We start from the raw sequence: 16,720 nt of genomic DNA, 5'->3' as shown, positions 1-16,720 counted from the left end.
TTGAATTCACCCGACTTATCGAAAACAATGTTTCCGAACCGTGCCCCGATAAGCACACGGAGGAGACATGGAGCAGACCGAGTACGACGTTATCGTGATCGGCGCGGGCGTCGGTGGATCAAATGTCGCGCTGGAGCTGGCCCGGGCCGGCTGGCGGGTACTGGTGCTCGAAGCCGGGCGCTATTACTCGCGGCGCAGCTATCCGCGCGGGGAACTCGACGGTAATGCCCAGTTGTTCTGGAACGGCGGCATGGAACTCAACCGTTCCGCCACGCTGGCGCTGCTGCGGGCCAAGGTGGTGGGGGGTGGCTCCATCGTCAATCAGGCGCTGCTCGATGAATTCGACCACGACGCCCTCGACGACTGGCGTCAGCTCACCGGCATGGACCTGTTCAGCGAAACCGGCATGCGGCCGTGGTACGAGCGGGCCCGCGCCGCCTTGCAGATCCAGACCGTGCCGCTGGCCCATGCCAATCGCAATGCCCGGCTATTTGCCGACGGCTTTGCCCGCTGCGGTTTTCAATGTGCGCCGCTGGAGCGCGGGGAAGCCGACTGTGGCCATGGCGACGGCAACGACTGCATCGAGTGCCTCTATGGCTGCCGTCGCGACAGCAAGCAATCGACCCCGATGACCTCACTCAAGGGCGCTCTTGAAGCGGGCGCCCAGTTATTGCCTGAATGTGAAGTGCTCGGTATCGAGGAAGTCGGCCAAGGGGTACGGGTGCATGGCCGCCTCGCCGGCGGCCGCCGGCTGCTGTGGCAGACCCGCAGTGTGGTGCTGGCGGCAGGTGCCGTCGGCTCGACCGGCCTGCTGCTGCGCTCGGGCTACGCCGAGCGGCTGCCCCGGCTGGGGCAGCGCTTCTTTTCCCATCCGCAGTATATGTATTACGCCCGCTACCGCGAGCCGGTCGATGCCCATCGTGGACCGCTGCAATCGTATAAATCGGCCGATGCGGGTTTCCGCCGCCAGGGCTTCAAGCTCGAAAACGTGTTCGCCCCGCCCGTGGGTACTGCGCTGCTGCTGCCGGGCAGCGGGGCGCCGCATCAGCAGCGGATGCGCCAGTTGCGCCATTTCGCCTGTATCGAGGTTGCCGTGCGCGATACGGCGCCCGGCCGGATCGGGCTTGATCGCCACGGCCGGCCGCTGATCGACAAGGAACTCGATTCGGAGGACCGCCGCCGCGCCGCCGCCGGCCGACGGGCAGTCGAAGCGATCTTTGAGGCGACCGGGGCCGAAGCGGTGCTGCCCGGTCGCTTTGGCATCTGCCTCCATCTGATGGGCGGTCTGACCTTGGGCCGCAATGCTGCTACAGCGGTGGTGGGGGCGGATTTCCGCCTGTTCGGCAGCCCGCATGTCTATGTGGCCGATGCCGGTCTGTTCCCGTCGGCGCCCGGCATCAATCCGTCCCTGACCATTATGGCGCTGGGTCGGCGCGTCGCCGCCCGGATGCTGGAGGACCGCCCATGAGCAGCCGTTTCTTCACCCAGGTGGAACTGCTCGGCCTTGATCGGCTGGGCGACCTGCTCTGCCCCGGCGACGATCTGCTGCCGCCGTTTTCCAGTTGCGGCGCCGGCACGGAAATCGACCGGCTGGCGATCGCCATGGACCCGCGTGACCGGGCCGACCTGAAAAAACTGCTACGTCTGACCGCGTATGCCCCGCGCTCCACCCTGCGCGCCCTGCTGGCGCTGCTCGACGCCGCCGACCGCCATGCCGGCTGGCCGGCCGAGCTGCGGCTGGCCCGGCTTGGGGTGGCTGGGGTGATTTATAGCCTCTACTACGGCTTCGCCGGTCCCGACGGTGGTGCGCGAGTCCGCGCCGCCCTGGCCTGGGATGCCGCCATCCGCACCGAACCGACCGGAGAACATGCCATGAACCTGCTCGTCGAACGCGCCCGCCCTCCCCTCGATACCCCCGCCACCGCCCCGGCCATCGCCGCCGTCTACGAACGCGCCCGCAAGGCCCAGGCCGAAATCGCCCGTCTGCCGGTCAAGGCCCGGCTGGCCCTGATCGACCGCCTGGCCCAGGTGCTGCTCAAGCGGCGCGAGGAAATCGTCGAGCGGGTGGTCGCCGCCACCGGCAAATGCGAGACCGATGCCATCGTCGGCGAGATCTTCGCCGTGCTCGACAATCTCGACTTTCTGCGCAAGCACGCCGACCGGCTGCTGGCCGACCGCAAGGTGGCCACACCGCTGGCCATGCTGGGCAAGCGCTCGCGCGTCTGGTACGAACCGCTGGGGGTAGTGCTGACCATCTCGCCGTGGAACTACCCGTTCTACCAGGCCATCGTGCCACTCAGCATTGCCCTGGTGGCCGGCAACGCCAGCGTCTACAAGCCGTCGGAATTCACGCCGCTGACCGGTCTGGTCGAGTCGGTGCTGGCCGAGGCCGGTTTTGGCCAGGACTGGGTCCAGGTGGTCTACGGCGACGGCACGGTCGGCGCCGCGCTGGTCGATGGCGGGCCGGACAAGGTGTTCTTTACCGGCAGCGTCGCCACCGGCCGCAAGATCATGGCGCGGGCAGCCGAGCGCCTGATCCCGGTCGAACTCGAACTGGGCGGCAAGGACCCGATGCTGGTATTTGCCGATGCCACCCTCGAGCGTGCTGTCGCCGGGGCGATGTGGGGGGCGTATACCAATACCGGCCAGAGCTGCACCTCGGTCGAGCGGCTGCTGGTCGAGCGGCCGATCTATGAGGCGTTCAAGGCGCGGCTGGTGGCGGAGAGCCAGAAGCTCAAGCTCGGCACCGACCGCGATTCCGATATCGGCCGCATGACCACCGCCCGCCAGATCGAGATCGTGCGCGAACTGCGCGACGATGCCCTGGCACGCGGTGCCCGTCAGTTGACCGGGCTCGACTGGGACGGCGAGAGCGAATGGATTCCACCCATCGTGCTCGAAGGCTGCACGCCGCAGATGCGGGTGATGCAGGAAGAGGCGTTCGGGCCGCTATTGCCCATCGTGCCTTTCGATACCGAAGAACAGGCAGTGACGCTTGCCAACCAGACCATCTACGGCCTGTCGGCCTCGGTCTGGAGCGCCGACCGCGCCCGGGCCGAGCGGGTGGCGCGCCGGCTGCTGGTGGGCAATGTGGCCATCAATAATGTGATGATCACCGAAGGCAACCACGCGCTGCCGTTCGGCGGTGCCAAGCAAAGCGGTATCGGCCGCTTCAAGGGCGCCGAGGGGCTGCATGGTTTTTGCAATATCAAGTCGGTGATGATCGATGCCGACTCGGCCAAATACGAGGCCAACTGGTATCCGTTCACCGCCGATAAATACGCGCTGTTCGATAGCCTGGCCGAAGCCAGCCAGCAAAAGGGCTTGGGCGGGCTGCTGCGCTTTGCGCTCAGCGGGCTCAAGCTCGAAAACCTGGCCAACCGGCTCGGCCGCGCAGGACGCTCGGCATGAACGGCGAGGGACTGGGCACCTTGCGCGTCGCGACGACTCGGCCAGACGATCTGGCAGACGCCGCGACCCGCTACGCCGAACTGGCCGCGCTGCTGCGCGGTGAGACGCTGCCGGCCGGGCTGATCGATCTCGATGCCTTCGACCATAACCTCGATGCCCTGGCCGCACGCGCCGGCGGGATGCCGATCCGGGTCGCCAGCAAGTCGATCCGCGTGCCGGCGCTGCTGCGGCGGGCGCTGGCCCATCCGGCCTATCGCGGCCTGCTCTGCTACAGCGTGGCCGAGGCAGTGCGCTTGGCGGAATTGGGTTTCGACGATCTGCTGGTGGCCTATCCCACCCTCCAGACAGCAGCGCTGACCGAGCTGGCCGAGGCAACGGCGCGGGGTCGCCGCATCGTCGCCATGGTCGACCACGAAAGCCATCTGGTCGCCCTGGCCCGAGCGGCGGAACCGCTCGGTGTCCGGCTGCCGGTGGCATTCGACATCGATCTATCGCTCGATCTGCCCGGCCTGCGTTTCGGCGTCTACCGCTCGCCGCTTGACAGCCCGGAGCGTGCGGTGGCGCTCTACCGGGCGCTGGCACGCTATCCCGCGCTCGATCTGGTGGCAGTGATGGGTTACGAGGCGCAGATCGCCGGGGTCGGCGATGCGGTGCCGGGACAAGGCGCACAGAATCTGGCCGTGCGTGCCCTCAAGCAATGGGCGATGCCCCGGGTAGCGGCGCGGCGGCAGGCCATCGTCCAGGCATTGCGCGAGGCCGGCGCGACGCTGGCACTGGTCAATGGCGGCGGCACAGGCAGTCTGGAAAGCACCCGGCTCGATTCAAGCGTTACCGAGCTTGCGGCGGGCTCGGGCCTGATGGCTCCACGGCTATTCGACTTCTACCGGACCTTCCGCCATCGCCCGGCTGCCTTCTTCGCGCTGGAAACCTGCCGCAATCCCGGCCACGGTCGCATTACCTGCCAAGGCGGCGGCTGGGTCGCCTCGGGCGCCACGGATTTGCATAAGTCGCCACAGCCGGTCTGGCCGCAAGGACTCCGACCCGAAGCCAACGAAGGCGTCGGCGAAGTGCAGACACCGCTGTCTGGCCCTACCCTGCCGCGTCTGGGCGAAGCCGTGCTATGGCGTCCCGCCAAGGCCGGCGAATGGCTCGACCATCTCGACGAGGTCTTGCTGATCGGTGGAAGACGCATCCAGGATCGCGTCCCTACTTATCGCGGCATGGGTTGGCGTTTCTTCTGATCCCACAACCTCTCGACCAGATGCTTGTCGGGTCCGTAGCGCAACGGTGATCGCCATTCTCAGCAAGCTCAGGGCAGTGTGTCGGCCCCTATGAGCATAGCGCTATCAATGGGCATCATCCGGTTTGAGGAGCGCGTCGTGGAGGCTAATTGGATGCCTCGTAGGCTGGACCCTGCTACTTACTTCGCAGGCGCAATGCGTTGGCGACTACGGACACCGAGCTCAGGCTCATAGCCAGTGCAGCAATCATCGGTGAGAGCAGCCAGCCAGTGGAGGGATAGAGCACCCCAGCGGCGACAGGGACTCCGAGGGAGTTATAGAGTAAGGCGAACAGCAGGTTTTGCCGCATATTGGCCACTGTTGCGACCGAAATTGCCCTCGCAGCCGCAATACCCCGCAGATCGCCCTTCACAAGAGTCAGTTGAGCACTATGCATGGCCACATCGGTGCCGGTCCCCATCGCAATGCCAACATCGGCACGCGCCAGTGCCGGCGCATCGTTGATGCCGTCGCCCGCCATGGCCACCACCCGGCCTTCTTTTTGCAGTCGTTCAACCAGGGCTAGCTTATCGGCAGGTTTGACTTCGCCATAAACCTCAGCGATTCCGAGCTGCCTGCCGACGGCATTAGCCGTTGTCCAACCGTCGCCGGTTGCCATCACAACGGCCACACCTGCGGCCTTCAGACTGGCCAATGCTTCGGGAGTGCTGGCCTTGATGGGATCGGAAACCGCCAGGATACCGGCGAGTTGGCCATCGATCGCCAGCTGGATAACGCTGGCGCCCTTCTGCCTGAGTGATTCAGCCGCCTCCTCAAGCACGTCTAGCGCGACACCCAGTTGCAGCATAAAGGCGCGGTTGCCTAAGGCCAGTTGCCGCCCGTCCACCTTGCCTCGGACACCGATGCCGCTGGCCGACTCAAAATCCTCCACCGCAGTCAAGGCCAAGCCCTGCGCTCTAGCAGCCCGCACGATGGCATCGGCCAGTGGATGTTCACTGCCTTGGTCCAGGCTGGCCGCCAGACGCAGAATCTCGGTTTCCGTCCATCCCGAAGCGCCCATTGCACGCTCGAAGCTGGGCTTGCCCTCGGTCAGGGTTCCGGTCTTGTCGACCACCAAGGTATGGACCTGCCGAAGCTGCTCGATGGCTGTGGCATCGCGGAACAACACGCCTTGCCCGGCCGCTTTGCCGGTCGCGACCATAATGGACATGGGGGTCGCCAAGCCCAAGGCGCAGGGGCAGGCGATGATCAGCACGGCGACCGCGTTCAGAAGACCGTACAGCCAGCTTGGCTGTGGCCCCAGCACCCCCCAGGCAAAAAAGGTAGCGATGGCGATCGCAAATACCGCGATCACGAAATAACCAGCGACCACATCGGCCAATCGCTGCATCGGGGCCTTGGAGCGCTGGGCGACGGCTACCATCTGCACAATCTGCGACAGTACGGTCTGGCTGCCAACCTGTTCTGCGCGCATCACCAGTGCACCACTGGTGTTCAAGGTCGCACCGATCAGCTTGTCGCCGACTGCCTTGGCAACCGGTAAGGGCTCGCCGGTCAACATGGACTCGTCGACTGAGCTGCCTCCCTCAGTCACCACACCGTCCACCGGTACCTTTTCGCCAGGGCGCACGCGCAAGCGGTCGCCGACGTGCACTTCAGCCAGAAGGATATCCTCGTCACTCCCATCGTCGCGTACACGACGGGCCGTCTTGGGTGCCAGGCCCAGCAGCGCCTTGATCGCCGCCGAAGTTCGTGAGCGTGCCTGCAATTCCAGCATCTGGCCCAACAGTGTCAGCGAGATGATGACGTCGGCGGCCTCGAAGTAAACGCTGACTCGCCCCATGCTTCGAAAGGATGGCGGGAACCATGCCGGCACTAGCGTCGCCGCCAGGCTGTAGACAAAGGCGGCTCCGGTACCGAGTCCGATCAGCGTCCACATATTCAGACTGCGTTGCGCAATTGACTGGACGCCACGAATAAAGAAAGGCTGGCCAGCCCAGAGAACTACCGGCAGCGACAGGATCAATTCAACCCAGGTCTGGGTAGCGACGCTAAACAGGCTCAGTTCATGACCGAACATGGCCAGAACAGTGACGACCAGCGTGAATGGCAATGTCCACCAGAAGCGACGCGTAAAGTCGCGCAGCTCGTGATTTTCTTCGTCATCCGTGACAGGCAGGATGGACTCCAGCGTCATGCCACACTTGGGACAGGTACCGGGATGGTCCTGTCGAATCTCCGGATGCATGGGACAGGTATAGATGGCGTCAGGCACTGCAACGACCGCAGAAGATGCGACGGAGGCCAATTGAGCAGCATGTCCGGTGTGCTGCTGTAAGGGCTGGGGCACTGCCACTAGTGCCATGCCACATCGGGGACACCGTCCAGGATGGGGAGCCTGCACCTCGGGATGCATGGGACAGGTGTAGGTCGTGCCATCGCGCAGCGCCTGCTCGCGAGTGACCTCTGGAACCACGGAATGATGGTGCTCGTGGTGGCGATGTGTATCGCTCATCTCGCGCTCCTGATCTTATGAAGTTGGCCGTCTATCGAGGAAGACGGCAGCCCGTCAGAGACTCGTAAGTCGCGAGTACAGCCAGCAGGCACCAAGAAGTCATCGGCATAAGGGCTTCAATCGTTGTGACAAGCCGCTGCCGGAATTCCACACGATGAAACAAGTACTGCGAAAGCAGATGCCTCGCGCTAACCAGCACGCCTAGGCCTCTCCTTCATAGGGTCCCCTGGCCCAAGCGCGGGAAGAAAGCCGGCGTGCGTGCCTGGTAGGCCAGATAAGCCTCGCCGAAGCGTTCGGCCATATCGGTCTCTTCACGCTTAGCCAGCCTTGCGTAGACCACGATCAGGATCGGAAACATCAGCAACGTAAGCAGGGTTGGCCACTGCAATAGGAAGCCGAACATGATGACCACAAAGCCATCGTATTGCGGGTGACGGACCCATGCGTATGGCCCATCAACCGCCAGCTCACCACGGCGCTGGGCCTTGTAGAGCTTGTCCCAGGCAGCCGCCAACAAGCCAAAACCCGCCAGGATCAGCACATTGCTTAGTAGGTGAAATAGCCCAAAGTGGGGGTTAAACCGTAAGCCGAACATCACCTCCAGCAGGTGACCACTGTCGTGCGTCAGAAAGTCGATACCAGGAAACTGCCTGCTCAGCCAAGGAAGCAATAGGTAGATGGTCAGCGGAAAGCCATACATCTCGGTAAACAGTGCCACCAAAAAGCCTGAGAACAGGCCAAAGGAGCGCCAGTCCCTTACTGTCTTCGGTTTGACGAAGCTAAAGGCGAAGAGAATGAAAACCGCCGAGTTGATAAGGACCAGCGACCAGAGACCGTAAGCGGGCGAATCACTGGGGTTCATCGCTGTTCCTTCTGGTCATGGTCATCATGGTGCTGTTCGTGATGGGCTTGGTGATGATCATGGCCACGATGCATAAACACGTGCATCAGTGGACAGGCCACCAGCAATAGATAGGGCAAGGCACCGAGCACATGAGCCATGTGCTCGGTCAGAAGGAGAAAGGCTGCAATCGCGGCAAAGCCCCAGAACACCCAGCGATGCCGACTCGGTGGTGGATGGTGTTGCATAGTCTTCTCCTTTGCAGAAGCAGAACCAGCCCCTGCCAACTCAGCGCGGTCGCGGGATTGAAAGCAGAACTGCTTGGGCTGCGAACATGGCCATGTCGCCCATGCTGATCGTATTGGCGACGTGTCTCAGCCCGACTCGGTCAATTCCCCAAGCGCCAGGCCCTGAACAAAGTCCCGTCGCTTCCGAGCCTTACTCCTTCTTACCTGGTGGCATGGCCATCATCGACGACTGCTGGTCCAGCATCTGCATCATCATGTCCATCATGCGCATATTGCTGTCCTTGCCTGAGCCTTGTCCCATCTTCATGTCCATGCAGCCCTTGTTCGAGTGCATGTCGCGCATCATGGCCATGGCATCTTTCATGGCATGCATCCCTTCCTGAATGGCCTTGTGGCGCTCGGCCGGCGTCTTCGCACCAGTCAGCTTGTCCTGTGCAGCCTGCAGCTTCTGCATCTGCTCGCTGACAGCCTTGTCCGATGGCTTGGCAGCCTGGGTTGTTTGGACCGGCTTGGCTTCATCCTTGTGATGTTCCTCGTTGGCAGAGACGGCAAGGCCTGTACAGGCAAGCGAGGCAACCGTGATCCACTTCACAAACGTTTTCATCGTGAGCTCCGTTAGGGATGGAAAAAGGCGGCATCTCGCCAAGTGACGAAATAACCGTCGCACCACATTGAGTCCAATCAGCGTGAGATCAGTCTATTCGCTTGCAGAAGTCGCTGATTGAGATGAGTCAAACTCCAGCACTTCAAGGCTGCTGGAAGCTGATGCCATTGGGACCAGCCCCGACTTGCGGCCGGGCGACTACCTGGTGGGTGGCCGTGTCGATAATGGAGACGGTGCCGTCTTCCAGATTGCTGACGAAGGCATAGGCCCCGTCATTGCTGACTACGACGCCATGGGCACCCTTGCCACTGTTGATCGTGGCAACGACCTTGCGACTTGCCGGATCGATAACCGAGACCCGCTGGTCAGGCAGCTTGGCGCTGCCCTGATTAGCGACATAGACCTGCTTGCCATCGGGGGTGGCATACATCTGGATCGGCATCCGCCCGACGGCGATCTTGGTGACGAGTCGGCGAGTAGCCGTATCGATCAGACCGAGCTTGTTCTCACCGCTCAGCGAAACATAGGCCTGTTTGCCGTCCGGAGCAAATCCAACCTGGGCTGGTGCCTTGCCTACCGGAATACGCGCGGTTTCCTTGAGCGTTGCGACGTCGATCACCGAAACCGCATCAGCTTTCAGGTCAGCCACATATAAAGTGCTGCCATCGGGACTGAGGCGCAGGCCATGGGGAAAACGCCCGGTACCGATCTGGCCGACCTCTTGCCGCTTTTCCAGATCAAATACCCGCACCAGATCGGACGCGGAATCGGTAACAAAGGCGCGCTTGCCGGCCAAGTCGGTCACCACATGTGCCGGATGGGCGCCCGCAGCCAGGACAAAGGCGGGTTCGGCCAGCGCATCGGTGCGAAATACCAGCAGCTGGCCGGTCCCTGTGCTGTGGCCTTCATGGCCAGCACGCTGCGGCATGCCGACCACCAGCAGCCATCGACCGTCCGGCGAAACCTGAACATTGTGTGGCGCTACCTCGACCTTGACCGTACGGACCGTGCCGCGATCCAACTGTACTTGGCTGATCGAACCTTCCCGCTCATTGGCGGTGTAGAGGGTGCCGATCGGCGCAGCAAAAGTCAGTTGCGCCGCCAGGACAAGGCTGGTCATGACAAAACGCTTGATGTACGACATTGGAAAGCTCCTCGTAGCGTGGCCTGAGCGCGTGCCAACAATAGGCGGCTGCACGTCCTGTAGCATGAATGGCAATCAAGCGCTTTTGGTCGGTTGTCCTGCTCGTTCAACGATGGGAGTGAAAACCACCGTCGTGGTCAGGGCCAATCGCGATGCGATAAGCCCTCAAGGAAGGCTCAGGCGAATCTGATCCTCACCCTTGCCCGGTATCGACACTTTGACGATCGCCTTGGCGCCGGCACCGAGCTTGAAGTTTCCCTGAACAGACAACAGGTTGCCGGCTGCTGGCAGCAGACGGGCTTCGGTCTTTGTGCCACCGGAAAGCAGGATGACCTGGCCACTGGCTCCCTTCGCATCAATTGCCTTGACGTGGTCGGTCAGATAAACATCGAGCCGGTCAGTCTTGACCACCAGCTCGACCACGACCTGTTTACCTTCGGCAATAACGCCGCCGTGTGCTGGCTTGAGGTCGCCATGGGCATAGGCCGTTGCCAGCATGGCTGCCACCAGCAATGGGGGGATTCGCTTGTTCATGGTGAGCTTCCTTTCCAGTCGGAACTCAGGATCAATAGGCTTCGTGACTGCGTTCGGCCAGCAGGGCCTCAAGCGGCTGGCGGCCGTAAAGCCAGAACATCAACGGGGTCAGCAGGGTATCGAGCAAGGTGGAACTGACCAGGCCACCGAAGATCACCACCGCAACCGGATGAAGGATTTCCTTGCCCGGTGCATCGGCGGCAAACAACAGCGGTACCAGCGCGAAGGCAGCCACCAGGGCGGTCATCAGCACCGGGGTCAGCCGCTCCAGCGAACCGCGCACGATCATGGCGGGGCCAAAGCTCTCCCCCTCAAATTTGCACAGATTGATGTAGTGACTGATCTTAAGGATGCCGTTTCGCGTCGCGATACCAGTCAGGGTGATGAAGCCCACCAGGGAGGCGACCGACAGCGAGATGCCGGTAAGCCACATCGCCGCCACGCTGCCGATCAGGGCCATCGGAATATTGCCCATGATTATCAAGGCCAGCAGGAGCGACTGGTAACGACTGTAGAGCACCATGAGGATCAGGCCCAGGGAGATCAACGACAGTACGGCGATCAATCGGGTCGCCTGCTCCTGTGCCTGGAACTGACCTTCGAGACGAATGAAGTAGCCTTCGGGCAGTGTCGTGCGAGCCAGTTCGCTACGGATCCGAGCCACCACGGCAGCTATATCGGCGCCATCGGTATTGGCAGCCAGAACGATGCGACGACGGCTGTTCTCGCGCCCTATCTGGTTGGGGCCATCGCTTTCCTCGATATTGGCCACCAGCGACAGCGGAATACGGCCATGCGGTGTGTCAATCAGCGCATTGGCCAGTCCCTGTGCATTGCGAGCGGTGTCCGGTAAGCGCACCACCAGCTTAAAACGCTTGTTGCCGTCGACGATCTGGGAAATGGTATCGCCCTCAGTCAAGGTCTCCAGCGTTTTCAGCAGCGCCCCGGGAGAGACGCCATACTGGGCGGCTCGCGCATGGTCGAGCCGGACCTTGATTTGCGGAATCAGCACCTGCTTCTCGACTTGCAAGTCGGTCAGGCCAGGCACCTGGGCCAGTCGGTCGCGCAGGGCAGCGGCCTGGCCACGCAGGGTGTCGAGGTCGTCCCCATAGAGCTTGATGGCGATCTGGGCCCGCACACCTGACAACAGGTGATCGAGCCGATGCGAGATCGGCTGGCCGATCAGGGCGGTAGCAGGCAGCGGCGCCAGCTTTTGCCGAATAGCGGCGATGATCGTCTCGCGGTCACGCTCACTAGCTCGGAGATCAACATCAAGCTCGCTGGAATGGACCCCTTCGGCATGCTCGTCCAATTCGGCCCGGCCAGTCCGGCGCCCCACACTTTTCACTTCGGGCACCTCGGCAATCAGGGTCTCGGCCAAGGTACCGACACGATTTGACTCAGCCAGCGAAGTACCCGGGTTGAGCAGCAGGCTGATAGTCAGCGTGCCCTCGTTGAACGCCGGCAGAAAGGCGCGAGGCAGGAAGGGCACCGTCGCCACGGCCACGAGCAGCAGCGCAATCGCGCCGAGCAGGATCTTGCGTGCGTGCCCAAACGAATGCTCCAGCAGCCACCTGTCCCAGACCTTCAACTGGCGTACCAGCCAGCCATCGCCATGGGCTATCTGCTTCATGCTGGGCAACAGGAAATAGCACATGACCGGGGTCAGGGTCAGTGCCACCACCATGCTGGCCAGAATCGACGCAATATAGGCAACACCAAGCGGCGCAAACAGCCGACCCTCGATGCCGGGCAGTGCGAACAGCGGCACGAATACCAGCACGACCACCAAGGTGGCGACCACCACCCCCGAGCGCACTTCATTGGACGCGACAGCGACCACCTTGATGATGTCCGCCATTCCACTCGGTTTCTGCTGTTTCAGTCGGCGCAGCACGTTTTCCACGTCGACCAGCGCATCATCGACCAGTTCGCCAATGGCGATGGCAAGACCACCGAGAGTCATGACATTGATCGACAGCCCCATCGCTTTGAAGACCAGTGCCGTGATGGCAATCGACAGAGGGATGGCGGTCAACGAGATCAGCGTTGTGCGCCCATTCATCAGGAACAAGGACAGGATCACCGCCACCATGATGGCGCCGTCGCGTAGTGCTTCCTGGACGTTATCAATGGAGGCTTCGATGAAGTCGGCCTGGCGGAAAGAAATCTGGGGCTTGCTGACCCCCGGTGGCAGTGTTCTGGTCAGGTCATGCAGCGCAGCCTCGATGTCCCGGGTCAGCCGCACCGTATCGGCGCTCGGCTGCTTTTGTACGCTGACGATCACGGCAGCTTGGCCGCCGAAGCCGGCATCGCCGCGTTTGAAAGCGGCGGCGAATTTCACTTCAGCGACTTGCTTGAGCAAGATCGGCTGATCGTGGCGGACCGCCACCGCCAAGTTCTGCAGATCCTCCAGCCGGGTGGTGTGGCCCAGGTTGCGGATCAGATATTCGCGGGCATTGTGTTCCAGGAAACCGCCACTGGTATTGCTGGAGAAGCCATTCAACGCCTCTTCCAGCTGCTTGAAGCTGATGTCGAGCTGGGCCATGCGCCCCAGGTCGGGCTCCACCCGGAACTGCCGGACCTCGCCACCGATGGGAATCACCTGAGAGACGCCCGGGATCGACAGCAGCCGGGGCCGCAGTATGAAGTCGGCGTATTCGCGCACCTGCATGGGCTGACTGCCGGCACCGGCCGGCAAAGCGATCAGCATGATTTCGCCCATCACCGAGGAAATCGGGCCCATGTTCGGGCTCACGCCTGGTGGCAATTGCTCGCGGACTTCGGCCAATCGCTCGGCCACCAATTGCCGATTGCGATAAAGATCGCTTCCCCAGTCGAATTCGGCATAGACAATCGACAGCCCGATGCCGGAGACCGAACGGACGCGGGTAACGCCGGGCATACCGTTGAGGGCGGTTTCCAGCGGAAAGCTGACCAGTTGTTCGACTTCTTCGGGCGCCATGCCGCCCGCCTCGGTCATCACCGTTACAGTCGGCTTATTGAGATCAGGAAACACATCGACCGGCATATGCCAAGCCGTCAGGCTGCCATAAAGCATCAGGATAAGGGCAACGGCCAGCACCAAAAGGCGATTGCGCAGGCTGTGGTTGACGATCCAACTGAACATCGACCGTTCCTCAGCGTATCTGGTTGAGTAAGGTGGCGCCCTCGGTCACCACCCTCGCGCCGGCTTCGATGCCCTGCGTCAACACCGAGTCGCCATTAAGCGGGGTAGCCCGGACCGGACGGGGCACGAAGCGCTCGGCCTGGGTATGAAGCCAGACGATGGATTCGTTGGCTCCATTGCGTACCACGGCTGCCGTCGGCAGCACCACTCCCTTGGCCGTCGAGCGAGTACGGACGATGAGTTTGACCGGTTGGCCCAGGGCCAATGCCGTGTCGGTCTTTTCCAATCGGAACAGCAGCGGCAGGCTACCAGCACGTAATGCCCGACTGCCGCCCAGATAGCGCAGTTCCGTCTGACTGCCCACCAGGCTCGCACCCGCCAGATTGTTGACCAGGCTGGCATCAAAGGCTTGTGCCTCGATCAGCAGGCGGGCCGGATCAATCACTTCAAGCAGCACTTCCTTGGCCTCGACGACCTGACCGGCGACCACGGCGATACTCGCGATCACGCCATCGACCGGTGCGATCAATGCCTCACGGCTATCGAGCCCTGTCGATAAGGCCTGTAGCCGCCCATCCAGACTCTGCAGTTCGGCCTCGGCAGCCTCGATCTCGCGCCGCGAGACGCTGCCTTCCAATTCGCGCAGGCGAGCAAGCTGCTTAGCTGCCAACGTCCGGGCACTGCGCAGCTCGGCTTGCTGCGCTCGCTGCCCGCTGCGCTCGGCGATGCCGACCGCCGGTCTAACCCAGGCCAGCAGCTCGCCCTTGCGCACTGCCTGGCCCGGCAGTGGCAGCCCCTTGGGACCGGACTCGATCCGACCCGCCAGCATCGCTTGTACCTTGCCGCCGGTACTCGGATCCATCACCACATGACCGTTCAATTCGACCGTCCGTGCATGCTCGCCGATCACCGCCATGACGGTGCGCACGGCCAAGCGGCGTTGGGCCGCTTTGGGCAGAAACACACTGCCGTCGGAGAACCGTTGGGGCCGATTGCTGCTTAGTGCCGGCCTGGCGATCTCGCTGTGGTCATGACCTTCATGGGCCTGGACTTGGCCAATCGTCGAGGCCAGAAGACAAACAAGGAGTAAGTGCTTGTTCATGATTTCTTTCGGCGCAACAGGGTACGTAGCACGATGATCAGGACGACCAGGACCAATAGGCCGGCCAGCAACCAGCGCCAGTCACGGGCTTGGCCGCTTTGACGGGTAGGACCATCACCTTCCACACGCAAGGTGGTTTCCAATAGATCAGCGCTATCACCGGCAGTAATGGTGAAGATCAGGGAATGTTCGCCCGGCTGCGCCAAGGCGCCAGCGCTGAGTCGGTAGTGATCACCCTCGCTGCGGGCTACTCCTTTGAAGCCCTTGCCCTCGACTTCGATGCGCGCACCACGGACCGGCTGATTGTCTGCAAAGCGGTCGAGGTAAAGCGTCAGCTCTTCACCGGACAGTTCGAGCAAGAGTTCAAAGCTCTCCGATTGAGCTTCTGCACGGGGTGGCAGGCCCTGGCCAGCGGGAGCCCGCGCTGCGCCATCGCCGTGGTCTTCGTCACCGTGGGCAAACACTGCAGGGGAAAGGAGCAGAAGCCATAGCAGCATGGCCTGCCGAATCAGCGGCGTCATGGCAGCACTCCTAATGCCTGGTTGTAGCGAGAGATGGCCCGGGCAGTTTCGAAGCGGGCACGGGCCAGTCCCTGTTCGGCATCGAAACGCTCGCCCTCGGCGCGCAGTCGGGTGGCCAGATCGATATGACCAAGCCGATAGGCAGTGTCCTGCAGCTTGAAATTGTCCTGGGCCAGTTGCAGCCGTTCACTGGCAAGGGCGATCGCCGCCTGCTGTTGACGCAACTCGATCGCGGCGCTGGAGATATCTGCCAGCACCTGCTGACGTAATTGTTCGAGGGCGGTCTGCGCCTCGATCAGGTCAGCCCGGGCAGCCGCCTGACGTGGATGATTGCGAAGATCGCCACCGAAAGGGATCTTCAGTCTTAAGGTCAGCTGCTGTGCGTAGGAATCGAGGCGATTCTGCCGTTCGCGGGTCAATGCCAGACTTAGCTCGGGTGATTCGCGCAGGTTGACACCGACGAGCGCCAGACGGGCCTGCCCCAGCGCCAGCCGTTGACCAGCCGCCAGCAGGGCTGGATGGCGGTCCAGATGTGCCGGCACCAGGTGGTCCGTTCTCGGTAAGGGATCAGCGGTGAGCGATTCGGACGGCGACGCGATCTCGTCGCCTCGCAGGATCGCAGGTACCGGGGTCTGAGTGAGCGCCTGCCAGTCATTGAGGGCACGTTGCCAGACGCTCTCGGCCGATGCCTGAGCCATCTGCGCCGACTGTCTGTTCATCTGCGCCTGGTTGTACTCAAGACGCGCAGCCGCGCCAGCTTGCAGGCGTCGCCCCAAGTCTTCGGCCAGGGTAGCGCTCTCCTGCAAGCGGCGCTTGGCGATCAGTGCTTCGCTCGCAACAAGATGCAGTCGCCACCAGGCCTCACGAACCTGCCCGGCAAAGCGCCATCTATGTTCGTCCTGAGCAGTGCGATAAGCCTCGCGCTCGGCCGTGACCACTGCCTGTTGCTGACGACGCTCACCTGCTTGCCATAGGGGGAACGCCATCTCAACTTCCCATTCACGCAGGCCCTGCTTGCGGTCTACCCGATCATTCCTGTGCATCAGGCCAAGAGTCGGTGGTTGCGGCGACCAGGCTTGGGCAGCCGCCGCGCGCGCGCTCAATTCGTCTTCCCGCACCGAGTGCGCCCGCGCCTGCGGTTGCTGTAGCCAAGCGTGCTCAAAGGCTTGCTGCAGATCGGCCCCGATGGCAGAGGGAAGCAGCCAGAAGATAGTGAGCAGGTAATGTCGTAAGTGCATGCAATCCTCTGCTGGGTTGAAGGGCCAGCTGGCCATTCGTCCGGATAGCGATTGAGCTGCAGCATACGTAACCCCGGTTGTCAGTCGACTGACTGCCAGACTACAAATCTGTCACCTTGCGCTGCAGGCTGGATTGTCTTGTTACGGTCCTGGCCAGAAGGCCCACCCCATGCCGTGATTGCCGGCTGTGG

At 62.5% G+C, this 16,720-nt stretch carries 13 protein-coding genes; 3 read left to right on the top strand and 10 right to left on the bottom strand.

The window, feature by feature from the left end; translation table 11 throughout:
* The first annotated feature begins 67 nt into the window (after nt 1–67).
* From ACFOW7_RS14635 to ACFOW7_RS14625, 3 genes are read left to right on the top strand one after another with little or no spacing between them, the layout of a single operon-like run.
* Nucleotides 68–1,468 carry an FAD-dependent oxidoreductase gene (locus tag ACFOW7_RS14635; RefSeq protein WP_378165550.1) on the top strand — a complete coding sequence of 467 codons (1,401 nt, stop codon included), beginning with the start codon at nt 68–70 and terminating at the stop codon, nt 1,466–1,468.
* On the top strand, nt 1,465–3,411 hold the full coding sequence (locus ACFOW7_RS14630; RefSeq protein WP_378165548.1) for an aldehyde dehydrogenase family protein: 1,947 nt from the start codon (nt 1,465–1,467) through the stop codon (nt 3,409–3,411). The genes ACFOW7_RS14635 and ACFOW7_RS14630 overlap by 4 nt, the downstream gene beginning before the upstream one ends.
* On the top strand, nt 3,408–4,652 hold the full coding sequence (locus ACFOW7_RS14625; RefSeq protein ID WP_378165546.1) for an alanine racemase: 1,245 nt from the start codon (nt 3,408–3,410) through the stop codon (nt 4,650–4,652). The genes ACFOW7_RS14630 and ACFOW7_RS14625 overlap by 4 nt, the downstream gene beginning before the upstream one ends.
* A gap of 175 nt (nt 4,653–4,827) precedes the next feature.
* Here ACFOW7_RS14625 and ACFOW7_RS14620 read toward each other — a convergent pair whose 3' ends face one another.
* The 10 genes from ACFOW7_RS14620 to ACFOW7_RS14575 all read right to left on the bottom strand — a co-directional run bounded on the left by ACFOW7_RS14620 (nt 4,828) and on the right by ACFOW7_RS14575 (nt 16,529).
* The gene (locus tag ACFOW7_RS14620; RefSeq protein WP_378165544.1) at nt 4,828–7,167 is read right to left on the bottom strand and encodes a copper-transporting P-type ATPase; all 2,340 of its coding nucleotides are present in this window, start codon (nt 7,165–7,167) and stop codon (nt 4,828–4,830) included.
* A gap of 214 nt (nt 7,168–7,381) precedes the next feature.
* Complete coding sequence (locus tag ACFOW7_RS14615; RefSeq protein WP_378165542.1) at nt 7,382–8,029, bottom strand: methyltransferase family protein; 648 nt, start codon at nt 8,027–8,029, stop codon at nt 7,382–7,384.
* Entirely contained in the window at nt 8,026–8,256 is a 231-nt protein-coding gene (locus tag ACFOW7_RS14610) for a DUF2933 domain-containing protein (protein WP_378165540.1), read from the bottom strand. Before ACFOW7_RS14610 ends, ACFOW7_RS14615 begins: the two co-directional genes overlap by 4 nt.
* 190 nt (nt 8,257–8,446) lie before the next feature.
* On the bottom strand, nt 8,447–8,860 hold the full coding sequence (locus ACFOW7_RS14605) for a hypothetical protein (protein WP_378165538.1): 414 nt from the start codon (nt 8,858–8,860) through the stop codon (nt 8,447–8,449).
* Between the two features lie 142 nt (nt 8,861–9,002).
* Nucleotides 9,003–10,004 (bottom strand): YVTN family beta-propeller repeat protein, encoded by a 1,002-nt coding sequence (locus ACFOW7_RS14600; RefSeq protein WP_378165536.1) that lies wholly within the window; start codon nt 10,002–10,004, stop codon nt 9,003–9,005.
* 165 nt (nt 10,005–10,169) lie between these two features.
* Nucleotides 10,170–10,538, bottom strand: coding sequence for a hypothetical protein (locus ACFOW7_RS14595; RefSeq protein WP_378165534.1), 369 nt, complete (start codon nt 10,536–10,538; stop codon nt 10,170–10,172).
* Between the two features lie 31 nt (nt 10,539–10,569).
* The gene (locus tag ACFOW7_RS14590; protein WP_378165532.1) at nt 10,570–13,668 is read right to left on the bottom strand and encodes an efflux RND transporter permease subunit; all 3,099 of its coding nucleotides are present in this window, start codon (nt 13,666–13,668) and stop codon (nt 10,570–10,572) included.
* A 10-nt stretch (nt 13,669–13,678) separates the two neighbouring features.
* Nucleotides 13,679–14,770: an efflux RND transporter periplasmic adaptor subunit gene (locus tag ACFOW7_RS14585; RefSeq protein WP_378165530.1), complete on the bottom strand. Its 1,092-nt coding sequence runs from the start codon at nt 14,768–14,770 to the stop codon at nt 13,679–13,681.
* Entirely contained in the window at nt 14,767–15,291 is a 525-nt protein-coding gene (locus ACFOW7_RS14580) for a hypothetical protein (RefSeq protein WP_378165527.1), read from the bottom strand. The genes ACFOW7_RS14585 and ACFOW7_RS14580 overlap by 4 nt, the downstream gene beginning before the upstream one ends.
* Nucleotides 15,288–16,529, bottom strand: coding sequence for a TolC family protein (locus ACFOW7_RS14575; RefSeq protein ID WP_378165525.1), 1,242 nt, complete (start codon nt 16,527–16,529; stop codon nt 15,288–15,290). The genes ACFOW7_RS14580 and ACFOW7_RS14575 overlap by 4 nt, the downstream gene beginning before the upstream one ends.
* Nucleotides 16,530–16,720 lie beyond the last annotated feature (191 nt).

Origin of the sequence: Chitinimonas lacunae, from assembly GCF_042650885.1 — a bacterium.
GTDB classification, from domain to species: Bacteria; Pseudomonadota; Gammaproteobacteria; order Burkholderiales; family Chitinimonadaceae; genus Chitinimonas_A; species Chitinimonas_A lacunae.
The sequence above is the reverse complement of the archived record's forward strand: the minus strand, read 5'-3'. Positions and strand labels throughout refer to the sequence as shown.

Excerpts from the sequence above, each read along its gene's own strand:
- ACFOW7_RS14575 (WP_378165525.1), bottom strand. The coding sequence starts at position 16,529 with ATGCACTTACGACATTACCTGCTCACTATCTTCTGGCTGCTTCCCTCT.
- ACFOW7_RS14630 (WP_378165548.1), top strand. The coding sequence starts at position 1,465 with ATGAGCAGCCGTTTCTTCACCCAGGTGGAACTGCTCGGCCTTGATCGG.
- ACFOW7_RS14605 (WP_378165538.1), bottom strand. The coding sequence starts at position 8,860 with ATGAAAACGTTTGTGAAGTGGATCACGGTTGCCTCGCTTGCCTGTACA.
- ACFOW7_RS14625 (WP_378165546.1), top strand. The coding sequence starts at position 3,408 with ATGAACGGCGAGGGACTGGGCACCTTGCGCGTCGCGACGACTCGGCCA.
- ACFOW7_RS14620 (WP_378165544.1), bottom strand. The coding sequence starts at position 7,167 with ATGAGCGATACACATCGCCACCACGAGCACCATCATTCCGTGGTTCCA.
- ACFOW7_RS14585 (WP_378165530.1), bottom strand. The coding sequence starts at position 14,770 with ATGAACAAGCACTTACTCCTTGTTTGTCTTCTGGCCTCGACGATTGGC.
- ACFOW7_RS14595 (WP_378165534.1), bottom strand. The coding sequence starts at position 10,538 with ATGAACAAGCGAATCCCCCCATTGCTGGTGGCAGCCATGCTGGCAACG.
- ACFOW7_RS14635 (WP_378165550.1), top strand. The coding sequence starts at position 68 with ATGGAGCAGACCGAGTACGACGTTATCGTGATCGGCGCGGGCGTCGGT.
- ACFOW7_RS14580 (WP_378165527.1), bottom strand. The coding sequence starts at position 15,291 with ATGACGCCGCTGATTCGGCAGGCCATGCTGCTATGGCTTCTGCTCCTT.
- ACFOW7_RS14615 (WP_378165542.1), bottom strand. The coding sequence starts at position 8,029 with ATGAACCCCAGTGATTCGCCCGCTTACGGTCTCTGGTCGCTGGTCCTT.
- ACFOW7_RS14590 (WP_378165532.1), bottom strand. The coding sequence starts at position 13,668 with ATGTTCAGTTGGATCGTCAACCACAGCCTGCGCAATCGCCTTTTGGTG.
- ACFOW7_RS14610 (WP_378165540.1), bottom strand. The coding sequence starts at position 8,256 with ATGCAACACCATCCACCACCGAGTCGGCATCGCTGGGTGTTCTGGGGC.
- ACFOW7_RS14600 (WP_378165536.1), bottom strand. The coding sequence starts at position 10,004 with ATGTCGTACATCAAGCGTTTTGTCATGACCAGCCTTGTCCTGGCGGCG.